The organism is Bacillus sp. PAMC26543, from assembly GCF_014250375.1.
Taxonomy (GTDB): domain Bacteria; phylum Bacillota; class Bacilli; order Bacillales; family Bacillaceae; genus Bacillus; species Bacillus halotolerans.
Genome location: NZ_CP060193.1, coordinates 2270113 through 2287938, shown reverse-complemented (window position 1 = coordinate 2287938; position 17826 = coordinate 2270113). Strand labels below are relative to the sequence as shown.

The 17826-nt window shown below is 43.3% G+C and carries 13 protein-coding genes and 1 pseudogene; 8 read left to right on the top strand and 6 right to left on the bottom strand.

Annotated features, from left to right (window positions below; all coding sequences use genetic code 11):
• Positions 1 to 13 precede the first annotated feature (13 nt).
• Positions 14 to 7708, top strand: a complete 7695-nt coding sequence (locus tag H7F27_RS11720) for a beta-ketoacyl synthase N-terminal-like domain-containing protein (RefSeq protein WP_185847944.1) — start codon at positions 14 to 16, stop codon at positions 7706 to 7708.
• A gap of 50 nt (positions 7709 to 7758) precedes the next feature.
• On the opposite strand, the gene H7F27_RS11715 is transcribed toward H7F27_RS11720, so the two are convergent.
• The 3 genes from H7F27_RS11715 to H7F27_RS11705 all read right to left on the bottom strand — a co-directional run bounded on the left by H7F27_RS11715 (position 7759) and on the right by H7F27_RS11705 (position 11102).
• A complete protein-coding gene (locus H7F27_RS11715) occupies positions 7759 to 9000 on the bottom strand; it encodes a cytochrome P450 family protein (RefSeq protein ID WP_024121483.1) in 1242 nt (413 codons plus the stop codon).
• Between the two features lie 268 nt (positions 9001 to 9268).
• Positions 9269 to 9628, bottom strand: a complete 360-nt coding sequence (locus tag H7F27_RS11710; RefSeq protein WP_024121485.1) for a protein YmzB — start codon at positions 9626 to 9628, stop codon at positions 9269 to 9271.
• Between the two features lie 145 nt (positions 9629 to 9773).
• Entirely contained in the window at positions 9774 to 11102 is a 1329-nt protein-coding gene (locus tag H7F27_RS11705) for a serine protease AprX (RefSeq protein WP_185847943.1), read from the bottom strand.
• Positions 11103 to 11323: 221 nt separating this feature from the next.
• On the opposite strand from H7F27_RS11705, the pseudogene H7F27_RS21080 reads away from it, so the two are divergent.
• From H7F27_RS21080 to H7F27_RS11695, 3 genes and pseudogenes are all read left to right on the top strand, one after another.
• Positions 11324 to 11555: pseudogene (locus H7F27_RS21080) on the top strand (hypothetical protein).
• Positions 11556 to 11840: 285 nt separating this feature from the next.
• Complete coding sequence (locus H7F27_RS11700) at positions 11841 to 12548, top strand: poly-gamma-glutamate hydrolase family protein (protein ID WP_185847942.1); 708 nt, start codon at positions 11841 to 11843, stop codon at positions 12546 to 12548.
• 71 nt (positions 12549 to 12619) lie between these two features.
• Entirely contained in the window at positions 12620 to 13075 is a 456-nt protein-coding gene (locus H7F27_RS11695) for an OsmC family protein (RefSeq protein WP_024121489.1), read from the top strand.
• A 12-nt stretch (positions 13076 to 13087) separates the two neighbouring features.
• Here H7F27_RS11695 and H7F27_RS11690 read toward each other — a convergent pair whose 3' ends face one another.
• The 3 genes from H7F27_RS11690 to H7F27_RS11680 all read right to left on the bottom strand — a co-directional run bounded on the left by H7F27_RS11690 (position 13088) and on the right by H7F27_RS11680 (position 14180).
• Positions 13088 to 13441, bottom strand: coding sequence for an SMR family multidrug efflux transporter EbrB (locus tag H7F27_RS11690; protein WP_185847941.1), 354 nt, complete (start codon positions 13439 to 13441; stop codon positions 13088 to 13090).
• A gap of 13 nt (positions 13442 to 13454) precedes the next feature.
• Complete coding sequence (ebrA, locus tag H7F27_RS11685) at positions 13455 to 13772, bottom strand: multidrug efflux SMR transporter subunit EbrA (protein WP_024121491.1); 318 nt, start codon at positions 13770 to 13772, stop codon at positions 13455 to 13457.
• 156 nt (positions 13773 to 13928) lie between these two features.
• Positions 13929 to 14180, bottom strand: a complete 252-nt coding sequence (locus H7F27_RS11680; protein WP_024121492.1) for a hypothetical protein — start codon at positions 14178 to 14180, stop codon at positions 13929 to 13931.
• Positions 14181 to 14306: 126 nt separating this feature from the next.
• On the opposite strand from H7F27_RS11680, the gene H7F27_RS11675 reads away from it, so the two are divergent.
• The 4 genes from H7F27_RS11675 to amyS all read left to right on the top strand — a co-directional run bounded on the left by H7F27_RS11675 (position 14307) and on the right by amyS (position 17706).
• Positions 14307 to 14684: a YmaF family protein gene (locus H7F27_RS11675; RefSeq protein WP_253295324.1), complete on the top strand. Its 378-nt coding sequence runs from the start codon at positions 14307 to 14309 to the stop codon at positions 14682 to 14684.
• Between the two features lie 100 nt (positions 14685 to 14784).
• Positions 14785 to 15729, top strand: a complete 945-nt coding sequence (gene miaA / locus H7F27_RS11670) for a tRNA (adenosine(37)-N6)-dimethylallyltransferase MiaA (protein WP_024121494.1) — start codon at positions 14785 to 14787, stop codon at positions 15727 to 15729.
• Between the two features lie 39 nt (positions 15730 to 15768).
• Entirely contained in the window at positions 15769 to 15990 is a 222-nt protein-coding gene (gene hfq / locus H7F27_RS11665; protein WP_003221097.1) for an RNA chaperone Hfq, read from the top strand.
• Between the two features lie 165 nt (positions 15991 to 16155).
• The gene (gene amyS / locus H7F27_RS11660; protein ID WP_185847940.1) at positions 16156 to 17706 is read left to right on the top strand and encodes an alpha-amylase; all 1551 of its coding nucleotides are present in this window, start codon (positions 16156 to 16158) and stop codon (positions 17704 to 17706) included.
• Positions 17707 to 17826: the final 120 nt, after the last annotated feature.

Sequence of the window (17826 nt, the reverse complement as noted above, 5' to 3'; positions counted from 1 at the left end):
GGGGAAAGCGCCAATGCGAAACACAGAAGACATTCTCTGTAAGATGCTGTTAGCACAATTGCAGTCCATAGGATTTTTTAAGGAAAATAAGCCCCAGCCGGTGCTGCATAATTTCTATGGCAGATGGTTTGAGGAGAGCCTATCGATTTTGGAGCGGCATGGTTTTCTTCAACAAACGTCAAATGGATACGCCGTAACCCGCTCAACAGAGGACATAAATGAATTATGGTACGAATGGGATGAAAAAAAAGCAGACTTGCTTCAAGACAGTAACATGAAAGCCATGGTGGTATTAGTAGAGACTGCACTTAAAGCCTTGCCGGATATTCTGACCGGCAAGGCATCTGCCACCGATATCCTTTTTCCGAACTCATCTATGGAATTAGTGGAAGGAATCTATAAAAACAATCAAGTCGCAGACTATTTTAACGATGTGCTGGCAGACACCTTGGCTGCCTTTATGCAGGAGCGTCTAAAGCAAGAGCCTGAAGCAAGGATTCGTATACTAGAAATCGGAGCAGGAACAGGCGGTACAAGCGCTGCGGTTTTTCAAAAAATGAAAGCCTATCAGTCACATATAAAAGAATATTGCTATACAGATCTCTCCAAGGCGTTTTTACTGCATGCGGAAAAAATGTACGGTCCGGACAACCCTTATCTGACGTATAAGGTATTTAATGTGGAAGAGCCGGCGGCTGAACAACATATAGAAGTGGGCGGATATGATGTGATTGTCGCTGCAAATGTGCTTCATGCGACGAAAAATATCCGGCAGACATTGAGAAATGCCAAAGCGGTTTTGAAGAAAAACGGCCTGCTCCTTCTGAATGAGATTAATGACCATAATATATATTCACACCTGACCTTTGGCTTGTTAGAGGGCTGGTGGCTGTATGAAGATCCTGATCTGCGTATCCCGGGCTGCCCCGGTTTATATCCAGACTCATGGAAAATGGTGCTTGAGAGTGAGGGCTTTCGTTATGTTTCCTTTATGGCTGAACAATCACATCAGCTCGGCCAGCAGATCATCGCAGCGGAAAGTGACGGAATCGTCCGTCAAAAAACACGAACAGAAAAACCAGCAGAAGAAATTATAGATTACCATCTAGATGAACATCATTCTCAAACGAAGGATAGTGATGAGGATTCTCTTCTTGAACAAACGACACAATTTGTGAAACATACGTTAGCAAAATCAATAAAACTATCACCGGAGCGTATACATGCAGAAACAACGTTTGAGAAGTATGGAATCGATTCTATTTTGCAGGTGAATTTTATTCGTGAGTTAGAAAAACTGACGGGTGAGCTTCCGAAAACAATTTTATTTGAACACAGCAATACGAAAGAACTCGTCGATTTTCTGATAAAGGAGCATGAAGGGAAGCTGCGGACATCACTGCTGAAAGAAAAATCACAGCCCGCAAATAAAGAAACTTCTATTCAAGCGAAGCCAGTAAAATCTGAACAGCCGTTTACATATCAAACGCGCCGTTTTAGCGGAGACCAGCAGCTAATTAAAACTCAGCAAGCAAAGGCGAATCCAAAATCAGAAACCGAAACAGCGAAAAACGTAAAGGCACTCCCTTCTCATAGAACCACACCGAATCATTACGGCACAGAAGATATTGCAATTATCGGCATAAGCGGACGTTATCCGATGTCTGAAAACGTAGAAGAGCTCTGGGAGCATTTAATAGCTGGGGATAATTGTATTACAGAGGCTCCGCAATCAAGATGGCGGACATCTTTAGTAAACACTTTATCGAAAGAATCATTACAATCGTCAGATAAGAAGCGCTACGGCGGATTTTTAAAAGACATACATGCGTTTGATCATCATCTTTTTGAAGCGGATCAGAATCAAGTAATGGAAATGACGCCGGAACTTCGTTTATTTTTAGAAACCGTCTGGGAAACATTTGAGGACGGCGGCTATTCTCAAATCCGATTAAATGAACTGCAGGACAACGGAACGGGAGTAGGTGTCTTTGTTGGAAATATGTATAATCAGTATTTTTGGAATATCCCTTCATTAGAACAAGCGGTGCTGAGCTCTAATGGCGGAGATTGGCATATTGCAAATCGCGTTTCTCATTTTTTTAACCTGACAGGACCAAGTCTGGCTGTCAGCTCCGCATGCTCCAGTTCTTTAAACGCAATCCATCTTGCATGTGAGAGTTTGAAACTGAAAAACTGTTCGATGGCAATAGCCGGCGGTGTCAATTTAACACTGGATCTCTCTAAATATGATGCGCTGGAGCGCGCAAATCTTTTAGAGAACGGAAATCAAAGCAAGAGCTTTGGCACAGGAAGCGGGCTTATTCCGGGTGAAGGCGTCGGAGCCGTCCTGCTAAAACCGCTCTCTAAGGCGATAGAAGATCACGACCATATTTATGCCGTCATCAAAAGCAGCTTTGCCAATCATAGCGGGGGAAGGCAGATGTATACAGCGCCAGATCCGAAGCAGCAAGCTGCATTAATCTCCAAGTCCATTCAGCAATCCGCCATTGATCCGGAAACAATCGGCTATATAGAATCTGCGGCAAATGGTTCAGCATTAGGTGACCCGATTGAAGTAATCGCACTATCTAATGCATTTCAACAGTATACAAATAAGAAACAGTTTTGTGCGATAGGCTCTGTAAAATCGAATCTTGGACATTTGGAGGCGGCTTCCGGCATTTCTCAGCTCACGAAAGTTCTGTTGCAGATGAAAAAGGGGACGCTTGTGCCGACGATTAATGCCACCCCTGTCAATCCAAATATTAACCTGGAAAACACAGCATTTTATCTGCAAAAACGAACGGAGCCGTGGCAGCGGTTAAAAGATCCCGATACAGGAAAGCATCTGCCCAGAAGAAGCATGATTAATTCTTTCGGAGCGGGAGGGGCCTATGCGAATCTCATTATAGAAGAATTTATCGGCGCTGCAACTGAGCAGCAACATCCAGTGCCTCACCAGCAGGAATATCTGGCCGTTTTTTCTGCGAAAACGAAATGGAGCCTGCTCAGCTATCTTGAAAAACTGCGAGTGTTTTTAGAAAAAAAACCATCTTCTTCTATTGGAGCAGTTGTACGCTCACTGCACAGGATCAACCATGACTTAGAACATCGGGCTGCATTTTCGGTATCGTCGACGCAGGAATTGATTGAAAAACTAAAGATTTTCCAAAAAACAAAAGAAAGCTCACTCCAAGATGGTATCTATACATCCTTTGATTTACAATCAGATGCGATTTCTACAAATGCAGGGTCAGCCCATGAAGAAACAAGCTTAACCGCACAGCAATGGGCTGCGGGGGCTTCGATTCATTTTGACCATATACATCAAGGGAATGAAACTGGCTGGATCAATCTGCCTCACTATGCATTTGACCATCAAACAGTCTTTCAATTCGGTGCCCTGCCTCATGAAGAAGGGAAAAGGCATGATGAGCAAACGGTTAATCATCCGCTGATACAAGATTCATTCGTATACGATGAGCCTTACGTTCAAGGCCATGTGTTCAACAAAGAACGGGTGCTCGTCGGTGCAACCTATGCAAGTCTTGCGATTGACGCATTTTTTGAAATGTTTCCTGAGGAAATCAGCGGCCGTATCAGTAAATTAAGTTATCTAAACCCTGTTGTCATAAACCAAGGGCAAACAATTGAAGTGAAAGCTGATCCTCTTCAGAAAGATCATGCAATCGATTTGCAAATCATGTATCGTGAGCGGGCATCTGAAACTTGGAAGCCTGCCGCAATCGGGCAATGCCAAAAAGATCATTTTGAAACAAAAAAAGTAAACATCGAAAGCGTAAAACGTTCGTTAACAGAGCTGGATCATATTGACCAAATGTATCAAACCATCGACGGCGGCGCTGAGTGGGGAGACTTATATAAAACCATCACTCATCTGTACAGAGGCAATAATTCAATCCTTGCAAAAGTGCGTTTGTCTCAAAACGGCATGGCAAATGCGCATCATTACACTGTCAGCCCATTGATTACAAACAGTGCTTACCTGGCAATTCTCAGTTTCATAGAACAAATAGACATAGAGGGGCATTTCTTGCCATTTGGAATCAACGATATTCAATTCACAAAAAATAAAATAAGAGAAGATTGCTGGCTTTTGATTACTTTGGTTAAGAATACCGGTGAAATGCTGCTGTTTGACATAGATGTGATGAATGAAGCGTCAGAAACGGTGATGCGCTATTCAGGTTACTCTTTAAAGCAATTCCGCTTAACAGATCGAGGAAGCAAAGAGGAAAATCAGGAAGTTCAAATACACGATATAAGAGACCGTATTCGAAGCTATATCACAGATAAACTGGCTGATAAGGCGGCCAATCCATCAAAACTGTCTCTTGCAAAAGTTCATATCATGGATTTGGGGATCGATTCTTCCCAATTGATTGCGTTGACAAGAGAGCTGGAATCAGCGACAAAGATTGAGCTAAATCCTACATTGTTTTTTGAATATCCGACTCTTCAAGAACTGGCCGACTTTTTTGCCGAGAAACATGAAAAATCCTTTGTTCAATTGTTTGGAGGGGTCAAGCAACAGCAGAAATCCCCGAATATAAAAGAAAATAAAATAATGCAAATGCAAACCTATGAAAGAAAGACGGATGAAACAAAAGAATATACGGCAGACGGTATAGCCATTATCGGCATGTCAGGGCAGTTTCCAAAAGCAAACAATGTAACGGAATTTTGGGATAACCTGGTTCATGGGAGGAATTGTATTTCTGAAGTGCCGGAAGAACGCTGGGATTGGCGAAAATATACCGAAAATACTGATGGGAAGCAGTCAAGCCTTCAATGGGGCGGGTTTATAGAAGGCATAGGTGAGTTTGACCCGCTGTTTTTCGGCATTTCACCGAAAGAAGCAGCGACAATGGATCCCCAGGAGTTTCTGCTTTTGACACATGCGTGGAAGGCGATGGAAGACGCCGGTATAACAGGCCAAGCCTTATCCAGCTGCCCGACAGGAGTTTTTGTCGCAGCCGGCAATACCGATGCGGCTGTGATTCCTTCCTTAATGCCAAACCGTATTTCCTATGCACTGAATGTAAAAGGGCCAAGTGAATATTATGAGGCTGCCTGTTCCTCAGCTCTTGTCGCTTTGCACAGAGCGATTCAATCCATTCGAAACGGCGAATGTGAGCAAGCCATTGTTGGCGCTGTGAACCTTCTGCTCTCACCAAAGGGCTTTATCGGCTTTGATTCAATGGGATATTTGAGTGCGGAAGGAAAAGCCAAGTCCTTTCAAGCAGAGGCGAATGGATTTGTTCGAAGTGAAGGTGCAGGGGTTCTCATCATTAAACCTTTACAAAAAGCCATTGAAGACTCTGATCATATTTATTCTGTCATTAAAGGGACAGGTGTATCGCATGGCGGCAGGGGAATGTCACTGCACGCGCCTAATCCGATCGGAATGAAGGATGCGATGAAGAAGGCTTATCAAGGGTCGCAAGTTGATCCGAAAACGGTGACTTATATAGAAGCGCACGGGATCGCCTCGCCAGTGGCTGACGTTATAGAAGTGGAAGCGTTGAAATCGGGATACAGACAGCTCGAATCGGAGCATTCACACCAATTGCAAGGAGAAATGCCATGTTACATCAGCAGCTTAAAGCCGAGCATCGGGCATGGAGAACTGGTCTCAGGCATGGCTGCTCTTATGAAAGTCAGCATGGCGATGCAGCATAAAACAATACCTGGTATTCCCGGTTTTGATTCATTGAATGATCATGTGTCAATAAAGGAAACGCGTTTCCGGATGATTGACAGAAACCAGCAGTGGGAAGAAATACAGGATGATGCAGGCAGAACGATACCACGCAGAGCAAGCATTAATAGCTATGGTTTTGGAGGAATAAACGCGCACATCATCTTAGAAGAATATGTTCCTTCTAATACAGAACCAGCAATTGAACATACAGATGAGCCGCACATTGTGGTGCTTTCTGCAAAAAACCAAGACAGACTAAGAGCCGTTGTTCAACAGATGCTTGACTATGTAAAACAGCAAAAAGAACTGTCTTTACAAAATTACGCTTACACACTTCAAGTCGGACGAGAAGAGATGAGTGACCGGATGGCCTTGATCATCCGCAGTAAGGATGAACTCGTACTCGGATTGGAAGAGTACTTAACAGCTGCGGAAAAAGCCGAAAAGCCGAAAAGCACTGTACCTTGCTTTATCGGAAATTTAGAAGAAGGCTTGTCAGATATCGGCGCCTTGCTTGAGGGAACATTGGGCGATATCGTGATGCAGACACTATTGTCTGAAAGCCATCTTGAAAAGATCGCGTTTTGCTGGGCAAAAGGAGTGCAAATTCCATGGGAGCAGCTTCATCGAGGAAAAGGTGCGCGGAGAATATCATTGCCCGCCTATCCGTTTGAAAAAAGAAATTGCTGGAATGACTTTCTGTCACCAGAAATAGCACCTGCTTTTTCAAATGCTGAGATTCCCCTTCACAAAAGAAACGATATTCAAATGATATCTGATGTATTGGGCATGACGCCTGAAGAATTAAATCCTCAAAAGGCATTACAAGATTACGGGTTTGATTCTATCGTTTGTATACAGTTATTGCAGCAATTGCAAGCAGAAGCTGGCCTGTCAATCAGCCTGGCAGAGCTGCAAACGTGTCAAACTGTGCAGAATATGGTGGACTTGATAGCAACGAAACGGGAAAACACAGTACAAGACCATTCAGTCCAGACTGTCAGCCGGTCATTTCCGGAATTGATACCGTTAAACGATGGCAAGCGGGGGCGCCCTGTATTTTGGTTTCATGGAGGAGTAGGCGGTGTAGAAATCTATACGCCATTTGCGAAGAAAAGCCAGCGTCCTTTTTACGGCATTCAAGCCAGGGGCTTTATGACAAATCATGCTCCTTTACACGGAATTGAACAAATGGCTTCCTATTATATAGACATTATGCGAGCCGTACAGCCGGAAGGCCCTTATGATGTAGGCGGATATTCCTTAGGCGGACTGCTCGCATATGAAGTAACACGCCAGCTGCAAAGCCAGGGGCTTGCTGTAAAAAGCATGGTCATGATTGATTCCCCTTACAGTCCTGGACGTGAACAAAATGAGTCTTCTGTAAAAACGTCAATGCTTCAAACGATAAATACGATGCTTGCATCTATTGTTCAGCCGGAAAAGCTTACAGACGTTCTCATCAGCCGTGAAGAGGTAGATGTTGACAGAGAGGAAGAGGAATTTTTAACTGAACTGATTGGTTTAGCAAGAAAGCGGGGATTAAACAAACCGGAGAAGAGAATACGGACTCAGCTTAACCAAATGGTCAAAGCTCAGCATGCTTATGAATTTGAGGCGTACACTGTGCAGCCGCTTGTGGATCCTGAAGCGGTAAAATGTTATTATTTCCGCAATAAAAGCAGGTCATTCCTTGGCGACTTGGACATTTACTTTACCATTTTAAATGAAAAAATACCGTTGGATGATACTGACTACTGGGAGGAATGGGAGCGGCAAATCCCTCAATTTCATCTGGTGGATGTCGATTCCAGCAATCACATGATGATGTTAACAGAATCTAAAGCGTCCAGCGCCATGCTGGAGTTTTGTGAAAAACTATACTCAAACAGAGGCGTAGTAAACGCGAATTTCCTTAAGGCTTTTCGCAAAAAACATGAAGCCAGCGAAGAAAACGCTGATGAATTGGTAAAGCGCTGAGGAAATTTAAAATCCCCCTTTAAAAGGGGGATTTTTATCTGCTGAAAAAATCAGCTGAGGTGTGAAAGTGAATCTTTCCTTGCAAGTGAGACTGGAAGACTTTCTAATCCTCTTAAAAAAGCATTTTTTCTCCATTTCAACTCTTCTGGCGTTACCGTAAGTTCAATTTGCGGAAATCGTTTCAGCAGTGCGTTAAACGCAATTTGCCCTTCCAATCTTGCCAGCGGCGCTCCTAAACAGAAGTGTATCCCAAAGCCGAAAGAGATATGCCGATTAGGTGTTCTGGTTATATCGAATGTTTCTGGATTTTCAAATCGTTCAGGATCTCGATTGGCAGAACCGATTCCTATAAAAATCATGTCTCCCTTTTTGATAGAATGGCCTTGGTAGGAGAAGTCTTCAATGGCCCACCGATTTGCCATCATAACGACAGGGGAGGTGTAGCGCAGCAATTCTTCAACGGCTGTATCTATCATTTCAGGATGCAGTTTCAGTTTCTCTAATTCTTCCTTGTGCTGAAGCAATGCAAGGGTGCCAGATCCGATTAAGTTAACCGTCGTTTCAAGCCCTGCTACCACCAAAAGGAACAGCATAGAGTAAAGTTCTTTTTCACTTAACGTTTGGCCGTCTTCTTCAGCATGCACAAGTTTACTGATCAAATCGTCTTTTGGCTGTATTCTTCTTTCATGAATTAACTTGCCAACATAGTCTTTAAACTCCCGAAGAGCCTGATTGGTCAGTTCTCGGTTGGCCTCTGAAGTATCAACCATGGCATTGGTCCATATTTGAAACTGTGCCCGATCCTCTTTCGGTATGCCCATCATTTCAGAAATCACGATAAACGGTAACGGAGAGGCAAAGGATGCCATAAAGTCTGTTTCATTCTCTTTTTCCATTTCATCTAACAATCGTTCAGTAATTTGTTCGATGCTGATGCGTAGATTTTCAATGGCGCGGGGGGTAAATGCTTGGTGAACCAGTGACCTTAAACGAGTATGGTCAGGTGTGTCTTTTGCCAGCATATGATCTGATACAAAATCAACGTCTTCACTGACATTGAGCATTTCAATTTGTTCTTTACTCATTACATTTTTAACGTCTCTTGTAATTCGGTTGTCTTTAAGAAATGCCATGCAATCATCGTAACGGGTGATTAACCACGCCGGATATGTACTTCCAAAACGGTGTAATTCGAATCGATGAATGGGTGCGTGTTCTCTAAAACGGCCTAAAACTGAAAAGGGGTTTTCATGAAACTCTTTAGCATGCGGATGAAACATCAAATTTTCCATTTTCCATTCTCCTCGCCTAATAGATTAAGACAGATGCATTTATTCAGTTTAGACCAGATGTAAAAGAAAGCTTTGCGCAATCTGTATAACAGAATCCCATTGGAAACGACAACCTGTTATGTCTAAAACTATATATCTATTTTAGGTGCCGTTCAATAGTTTTGGGACGAAAATATCGGCTTGCGGGTAAGGAAATGATTCCATGCAAAAAAGCGCCTTTGGGGCAATTTCAAAGGCGCTGTATTCTTTCGACCAGGTGAAAGTTTCTTCATTTGTTTTGTACATCAATAGTATATACCGCACGATCTGTCAGTACCTTCAATCCGCCATTTTCTTGGTGAATGTGAATATCCCCTAATAAAGGAATTTCATAAGCGTTCTGCGGAAGCGGTACGTCTCCAGCTTCAGTAAAGGTTGTTCCTTCGCCTTCCAGGACGAGTTCGTCATTTGCAACGTAGTCGTCAGGGTGGTTTGCGCTGCGTATGCCCACTTTTTGAAGGTGAAGAACAATCTGATCCAAATCTGAAATCTCGTCTTGGTTATTGGTCAGTTCGCCTTTTCTAATATCAAGCGTCTGGCCGATCCGCTCTCTCAACCATTCAGAAAGCTCAGTGTTGTTGAGTGCCATCAGTCATTCCTCCTTTTGATCTATACTGTAACTATTCCCAATTGTTTTATGTTTTACACTCTGCTGGGATATACCGGCTTATGTATGCTAAAAAACACTGCTGACCCTTTAACGAACCAGCAGTGTTCACGAAGATCATGAAATCTTATTCACCAGGAATAGCTTTCTCAGCATTGATTGCTCCGGCACCGTAAATATTCGGGTCTTCGCCTGTCCATTTATCAGCCCCATTTTTAAGCAGCTCTTTCACTTCGTCCGGCGTAAGATCTGGATTTTGCTGGAGTATTAAGGCGGCGATTCCCGCACAGATCGGCGTTGCCATTGATGTCCCCGACATTGTAAAATAATGAGACCCTACACGGCTTGATTTTTGCAGCTTATCGATATATGAATTCGGTGAGCGAAGGGATATGATGTTTACGCCCGGTGCTAAAATATCGGGCTTTTCTTTCCCGTATACAGTCGGTCCGCGGCTTGAGAAAGAAGCAACTGTATCATCTTCGCTGCTTACTGTATTGTTATCGTCAAACGCGCCGACAGTAATGACTTTTTCGCTTACACCAGGGCTTGAAATTGTCTGCGGATCAGGGCCTGAATTTCCGGCAGCAACACAGACGACAATCCCGGCGTTCCAAGCTTCTTCAACTGCTTTGACTAATGGATCTTCCAGTTCATTGTCATAACGCAGCGCATCGCCGCCAAGGGACATGCTGATAATATCAATTGGTTCATCCGGATTGTCCTCATTATATTGAATACACCATTCGACGCCTTCAATAATGTCCGCTAACGTGCCTGAACCTTGTTTGTTCAGCACTTTTACTCCGATTAAATTGGCTTCCGGTGCAGGGCCGCGGTAACGGCCGGAAGACGACGCGCCGCTGCTTGCGACATCACCTGCGCAGTGTGTGCCATGTCCATTATCATCATACGGCTCTGTTTTTTGGTTTACCATATCCGCAAATCCAATAATTCTTTCCTCTAAGTCAGGGTGCGGGTAGATTCCTGTATCGACTACTGCGACTGTAACGCCTTTACCGGTTAAGGTTTGCCCGCTTCTGACGACTTCCTTTGCATGGCTTGCTTCAGATGCTGTGTCAAGAAGCGCTTTGACTTCGCGGTTTAAATACACTTTGCGAATATCGCTGCATTCAGAAAGAAGAGAATGCAATGCTGAAGGGGTAACCTCTGCGCTGCAGCAATTGATTTTGTTAAAACGGTTTTTTAGCTTGCTGCGTTTTTCTTTTTGTAAAACCCGTCCCGCCATTTGAAAGCCGGCCTCATGGCAGCCTTCCTCGAATTCAATGATGACCGACATTTTTTTTCTGTTTTTTAATTTTGTTTCAAAAAACTGATGTAAAAAGCAAGGAGTCCACTTGAAGGGCTTGTAGAGCTGCAAGACGCTTTCACGCAATGGCCAATCAAGCTTATGAGCGTTTGCTCTCACCATTTGTACCATAGAGTAGCCAAACATCGATTTTCCTCCTATTATGAAGTTCTCTGTATACTCTATGAGTGGATCATATGTTTGGTAAGTTTGTTTGTCCTTTAGAGGAGGCGGACAAGAGTTTGTTTTTATGAATCTTTTGAATCTGATACGAAAGAATCATGTGTACTGTTAATCATTGGGTATTGAAAAAGAACGTTTGTTCGTATTATCATGTATATATATCAAACAGGAGGAGCGATAATCGTATGAATATCTTCTTACGCCGGTCTTTGGAAGATCAGATACCAATCAGCATTATATATGAAGAAAGACGGCACCATAACAAAAAGAACGATTATCGTCAGGCAGAAAAGCAAAACACAAATTAAAGCTTTTTGTTTTACGAACCATCAGATCAGAACGTTTTTATTAGACTCTATCCTCTCCTGTGACTTTGTGCGAACAAGGAAGCAAGAACCCCGGTTCGCAGGACTATAACAGGCCGTCCGCTTCAGCATCCCGGACAGCCTGGTTTTTAGTAAAACCTTCCTTATTCCTCTATACATTTAATTACCAAGTGAGGTTATTCCTACCTTTTTCGTTTTTCCTCTCAATCTTTTTTCACTGATATTTGAATATAACCGCTGATAAATGTGACATTCAATTGATTTTTTGAAACCGGGAACTTTTTCACTGATGATATGGTGTATACAATGGTAAGATAAAACCTATTGACTATACCTCATATAATGAACCTTGCCATTCTTGTGAAAGGAGTTTAACATGAGAAGATTTTTACTAAATGTCATATTAGTCTTAGCCATAGTCTTATTCATAAGATATGTTCATTACTCATTAGAACCTGAACCATCCAACCAGCCGGATACATATTCAAATTTCAGCAGTCTGGCAGAGAATGAGGACCCTGCTGATTATGATATTTCTTATCAAGAGAAAAAAGGGAGCAAAGTTTTAATCATGTCTCCGCACGGCGGAAGAATTGAAGGCGGAGTAAGTGAGCTTGTGCGTTATTTCAACGATGACTACTCGACTTACCTGTTTGAGGGCTTAAAGTCACATGATAATCAAACGCTGCACATTACAAGCACCAACTTTGATGAGCCATTGGCTGAAGAGAAGATCAAGGAGCACCAGTACGTTGTCGCTTTTCACGGATATAAAGGAGAAAATAAAAATACACTTGTCGGAGGAACAGACCGTAAGCGGGCGAAAATGATTGTCAGAGCTCTTGAAAAAAGAGGGTTTTCCGCTGAATTAGCGTCCTCTCAAAGCGGCCTTGCAGGATTAAGTGCAGATAACATTAATAACCAGGGGGAAACCGGGCTGAGTATCCAGCTGGAAATCAGCCGTGAACAGAGAGAAGCCTTTTTTGATGATTTTTACTATAAAGATAGGAAATACACGAAAACCAGTGAATTCTACTCTTATGTCCGGGCGATAAAACATGTACTTGAAAAAGAATATTCCTAATAAGCAAATCAGAGGACAAAATCAAGGAAGATCAGTAGACTGAAATGGAATCCATTGAAGGAGGCAATCAAATGGCAGATCATCATTTTTATTTAAAAGCGAATTGGCCGGGAAAACGCAATGATGTCGGCACAATCGAAAGCGGGAATCTCATCACGTCTATTTCTATTCCTCAAGAAATGGACGGACCGGGGGAGGGGACCAACCCGGATGAAATGCTTCTCGGGGCAGCGGCAACCTGTTATATTATTACGCTTGCTGCTATGATGGAAAGAAGCGGACTGGAAAAAGAAGATCTGCAGATGGAATCAGAAGGCATAGTCGATGTGACAAGAGGGATCTTTACATACAAAAAAATCATTCACCGCCCCGCAGTAGTCCTCAGACACGATGCCTCAGAAGAAGACGTTGCGTTAGCCCACAAGCTTTGTGAAAAAGCGGAGTCTTCCTGCATGATCTCACGAGCCATTCAAGGAAACGTCGAACTGCAGCTAGAAGCTTCTGTAAAAATATCGGAGCAATCATAAAAAAGCAGACGGTCACTGACAGGCCGTCTGCTTTTTTTCTTTATTAGGGGCTTTTGACTGATTTAACAGCACAACGCCTGCAATAACGAGTGTCAGCCCAAATATACCCTTCAAGCTGATGGTTTCGCCAAAAAGCAAAAAACCGACTACAGCTGTAAGCGCCGTCCCGATACCGGACCAAGTGGCGTAAGCGCTTGATAAGTCTATGGTTCTTAAAGAAATGCTTAAAAACGTGAAGGCGGACAGAAATCCGGCAGCCACTCCGATAATAGGCCAGAATTGCGTAAAGCCTTCGGAGAGTTTGAGCATTGTGCTCCCAAATACTTCAGATAATATGGCAAGAGCCAAATAAAGAAATCCTCTCATATACAACACTCCCTTACTGCCAATTAAGCAGCACAACACCTGAAATTAATAGAGCAATCCCAATAAGTCCTTTTACATTCAGTTTTTCCTTGAAAAATTTCGCACCGATAACGGCCGTCAGCACCGTACCCACGCCGCTCCATGTCGCATATGAAAGGCTTAGAGGGATGCGGTTTAAGGTAAGCGACAGCATATAAAAGGCAAGGGAATAACCAATCACGACCAATGCACTCGGCTTCCACTTTTTGAAGCCGTCAGACACTTTCAGCATGGCCGCTCCGATTGATTCTGAGCATATGGCAATTGTGAGGAATAAGTAACCGATCATCATCGTAATCCTCCTCACTCAAAATATGATAAATGTTAGGTAATGAAAAGATCATCAGCTAGAAAAATATTAGTGCAAACCTATGTATGAGTCAAGAGATTCATTTCAACTCAGATTCGGGGGATAAAAAAGACCCCTTTTATAAGGGGTCTGCCGGGTTTAGTAGTAATATGGGTACGGGGGATAAGGATATCCGCCATAAAAATAAGGGTTAAATAAAGCACTTCCTACAAGTCCGCCTACCAGCCCGCCAAAAAAAGGTCCTCCGTAAAATCCAAACGGCCGTCCAAAGCCATAGCCAAACCCAGGTCTTCCAAATCCAAAACCTGGCCGTCCAAACCCGTAGCCGAACCCTGGTCTGCCAAAGATTCTTGCATCATTTTCGTCAATGAAATATTCCACTTCGTTCATTTTTTCTTTCCTCCAATAATAAAGTGTAGATGATGCAGTGTATTCAGCCTACCCAAATTTGATTGGGCGTTCAGCTGAAAAAGAAGGAGAGTGAATTGATTGGGCCTGTATCAGTCTGACTGGGCCATGGCGCCGCCTCACGTACATGCTTATCGTGCTAAAACAACCAGTGAACAGGGGCATTATCATATCATTGAAGGTTTTACTCAGCCGGCAAACGGAACGAATACGGATCGCCATACACACTACTTCACTGGGATTACTTCGTTTGAAAATGGTCATTTCCACCGCTATTACGGGATCTCGGGCCCTGCCATTCCCAGGGCTGACGGAACACATTATCACAAAATTGAAGAAAACACTTATCTCGCTTATAACGAGCCGATTCAGATCCGTTACGGAGGCGTTGTGTACGATCCCCGAAATCACAGCAAAAAAACGCATCGCCATCATTTGAAAGGCAAGACACGGGAAATTGTCGGAAATGAGCCTCTTGGCTGGTAGAAGAAATGTTTACTGCTGCAAAAAAAGGGCAAAATGGATAGGTGGTTATATATGATGAGTGCTATAATGGGGGGAGATTTGTAAAAGAGAGTGATACATAGTGAAAAATAACAAACAGCCCGTTGTCATATTAGTCGGACCAACGGCAGTGGGGAAAACCAATTTAAGCATTCAGCTTGCTAAGGCTTTGAACGCGGAAATTATCAGCGGAGATTCCATGCAGGTTTATAAAGGAATGGACATCGGGACAGCTAAAATCTCTGAACAGGAGACAGAAGGTGTGCCGCATCATCTGATTGACATTCTAGACCCGGCAGATTCTTTTTCCACCGCGGATTATCAAGGCTTGGTCAGAAATAAAATCAGCGAGATCGCAAAAAAAGGAAAGCTTCCGATGATTGTAGGCGGTACAGGGCTTTACATTCAATCCGTCCTTTACGATTATACCTTTACGGAAGAGGCGAACGATCCGGCGTTTCGGGAAGAAATGCAGAAGGCTGCGGCGCAGGAGGGAGCTGAATTCCTTCATGCTAAGCTGGCTGCGGCTGATCCGGAGGCAGCAAAAGCGATTCATCCGAATAATACAAGAAGAGTGATTCGCGCACTGGAGATTTTACATACATCTGGTAAAACGATGTCGCAGCATTTAAAAGAGCAAAAGCGGGAGCTGCTGTACAATGCTGTATTAATCGGGCTTACAATGGACAGAGACACGCTTTACGACAGGATTAATCAGCGAGTCGATCTGATGATGGAAGCCGGACTTCTTCCGGAAGTGAAACAGCTCTACGACCGAAAATTGAGAGACTGTCAATCGATACAGGCGATCGGCTACAAGGAGCTGTACGCATATTTTGACGGATTTGTGACACTTTCTGAGGCTGTCGAGCAATTAAAACAAAACTCCAGACGGTATGCGAAACGCCAGCTGACGTGGTTTCGCAACAAAATGCCGGTTGACTGGTTCGATATGACCCCGCCTGTTGATATGGAGCTGAAAAAAAAGGAAATTTTCACACATATAGCAGGAAAACTGCAACTTTAATCGAAACTGTATGATATAGAGAATCAAGGAGGACGAAACATGAAACCGATTAATATTCAGGATCAGTTTTTGAATCAAATCCGCAAAGAAAATACGTATGTCACTGTTTTTTTACTGAACGGCTTTCAATTGCGCGGCCAGGTGAAAGGCTTTGATAACTTTACCGTATTGCTAGAATCGGAAGGTAAGCAGCAGCTTATATATAAACATGCGATCTCAACTTTTGCACCGCAAAAAAACGTCCAGCTTGAATTAGAATAGACCATAAAGATAAAACGAAATAGAAAAACCTCGGGCTGAAAGCCCGAGGTTTTTTGTGTCGCAGAAGTTCCTATAGAGATTACAAAAAATATAGTAAATTGGTTATTTGTGTAAAACTCCTATTGTTGTACAATGATTTGTAATCACTGGAAAGGGGAGAGGAAAATGAATCACAAACGAAAACGTGCCATATCATGCGGTCTGGTGTTTTTCTTAACATTGCTGTTTGTCACGCTGCCGGTATCTAAAACTTGGGCTGCAAGCGTAAATGGCACGCTGATGCAGTACTTTGAATGGTACCTGCCTAATGACGGACAACATTGGAAACGTTTGCAAGAAGATGCGGGGCATTTATCTGAAATTGGAATCACTGCTGTATGGATTCCGCCTGCATACAAAGGAACGAGTCAATCTGACAATGGATATGGCCCATATGATTTGTACGATTTAGGAGAATTTCAGCAAAAAGGGACGATGCGCACAAAATACGGCACAAAACCGGAGCTTCAGTCAGCGATCAGCTCCCTGCACTCACAAAACATCCAAGTGTACGGTGATGTTGTTTTGAATCATAAGGCAGGCGCGGATGCAACGGAAGATGTAACCGCGGTCGAAGTGAATCCAAACGATAGAAATCAGGAAATATCAGGAGAGTATCAAATAAAAGCATGGACAGGCTTTCATTACCCGGGCCGCGGAAGCACGTACAGCGATTTTAAGTGGCATTGGTACCATTTCGACGGAGCGGATTGGGACGAATCCCGAAAGCTGAACCGCATTTATAAGTTTCGAGGGGATGGAAAGACATGGGATTGGGAAGTATCAAGGGAAAACGGCAACTACGATTATTTGATGTATGCAGACGTTGACTATGATCATCCGGATGTTGTCGCAGAAACGAAAAGATGGGGTACCTGGTATGCAAACGAGCTTCAACTCGACGGTTTTCGGCTCGACGCTGTTAAACATATTAAATTTTCTTTTCTGAGTGATTGGGTAAAGTCAGTCAGACAATCAACAGGAAAGGAAATGTTTACAGTTGCAGAGTATTGGCAAAATAACCTGAACGAGCTCGAAAACTATTTGAATAAAACTGATTTTAAGCAATCTGTTTTTGATGTCCCGCTTCACTATCATTTGCAGGCTGCATCCTCACAGGGGGGCGGCTATGATATGAGACATTTGCTGGATGGCACTGTCGTATCGAAGCATCCGATGCAAGCGGTAACATTTGTGGAAAATCATGATACACAGCCGGGGCAATCATTGGAGTCGACTGTACAAACATGGTTTAAGCCCCTCGCTTATGCCTTCATCTTAACAAGAGAGGCTGGTTACCCGCAGGTTTTCTATGGAGATATGTATGGAACAAAGGGTTCATCGTCAAGGGAAATTCCGTCGCTCAAAAATAAAATAGAACCCATTTTAAAAGCGCGTAAACATTATGCATACGGGACCCAGCATGATTATTTTGACCATGAGGATGTGATTGGCTGGACGAGGGAAGGTGATCAATCGGCCGCCCAATCAGGATTGGCTGCATTAATCACAGACGGTCCTGGCGGGTCAAAGAGGATGTACGTCGGAAAGCAAAATGCCGGCGAGACATGGTATGACATTACTGGGAACCGCTCCGATCCTGTTACAATTCATTCTGATGGATGGGGAGAGTTTCATGTAAACGGAGGTTCAGTATCCATTTATGTACAGAAGTAAGAAAGGGAGGGGCTGAAAGGCTAACACAGCAGCCTCTCTTGTTTTTTATCTTGCGTGGTCTTTTTATAATGAGAACATAAGAAGGAGGAAAGTGTATATAATGTAAAAAATTTGAACGTA

Excerpts from the sequence above, each read along its gene's own strand:
- hfq (WP_003221097.1), top strand. The coding sequence starts at position 15,769 with ATGAAACCGATTAATATTCAGGATCAGTTTTTGAATCAAATCCGCAAA.
- H7F27_RS11715 (WP_024121483.1), bottom strand. The coding sequence starts at position 9,000 with ATGGAAAATTTGATGTTTCATCCGCATGCTAAAGAGTTTCATGAAAAC.
- H7F27_RS11705 (WP_185847943.1), bottom strand. The coding sequence starts at position 11,102 with ATGTTTGGCTACTCTATGGTACAAATGGTGAGAGCAAACGCTCATAAG.
- H7F27_RS11720 (WP_185847944.1), top strand. The coding sequence starts at position 14 with ATGCGAAACACAGAAGACATTCTCTGTAAGATGCTGTTAGCACAATTG.
- amyS (WP_185847940.1), top strand. The coding sequence starts at position 16,156 with ATGAATCACAAACGAAAACGTGCCATATCATGCGGTCTGGTGTTTTTC.
- H7F27_RS11710 (WP_024121485.1), bottom strand. The coding sequence starts at position 9,628 with ATGGCACTCAACAACACTGAGCTTTCTGAATGGTTGAGAGAGCGGATC.
- H7F27_RS11675 (WP_253295324.1), top strand. The coding sequence starts at position 14,307 with ATGGCGCCGCCTCACGTACATGCTTATCGTGCTAAAACAACCAGTGAA.
- H7F27_RS11690 (WP_185847941.1), bottom strand. The coding sequence starts at position 13,441 with ATGAGAGGATTTCTTTATTTGGCTCTTGCCATATTATCTGAAGTATTT.
- H7F27_RS11700 (WP_185847942.1), top strand. The coding sequence starts at position 11,841 with ATGAGAAGATTTTTACTAAATGTCATATTAGTCTTAGCCATAGTCTTA.
- H7F27_RS11695 (WP_024121489.1), top strand. The coding sequence starts at position 12,620 with ATGGCAGATCATCATTTTTATTTAAAAGCGAATTGGCCGGGAAAACGC.
- H7F27_RS11680 (WP_024121492.1), bottom strand. The coding sequence starts at position 14,180 with ATGAACGAAGTGGAATATTTCATTGACGAAAATGATGCAAGAATCTTT.
- ebrA (WP_024121491.1), bottom strand. The coding sequence starts at position 13,772 with ATGATGATCGGTTACTTATTCCTCACAATTGCCATATGCTCAGAATCA.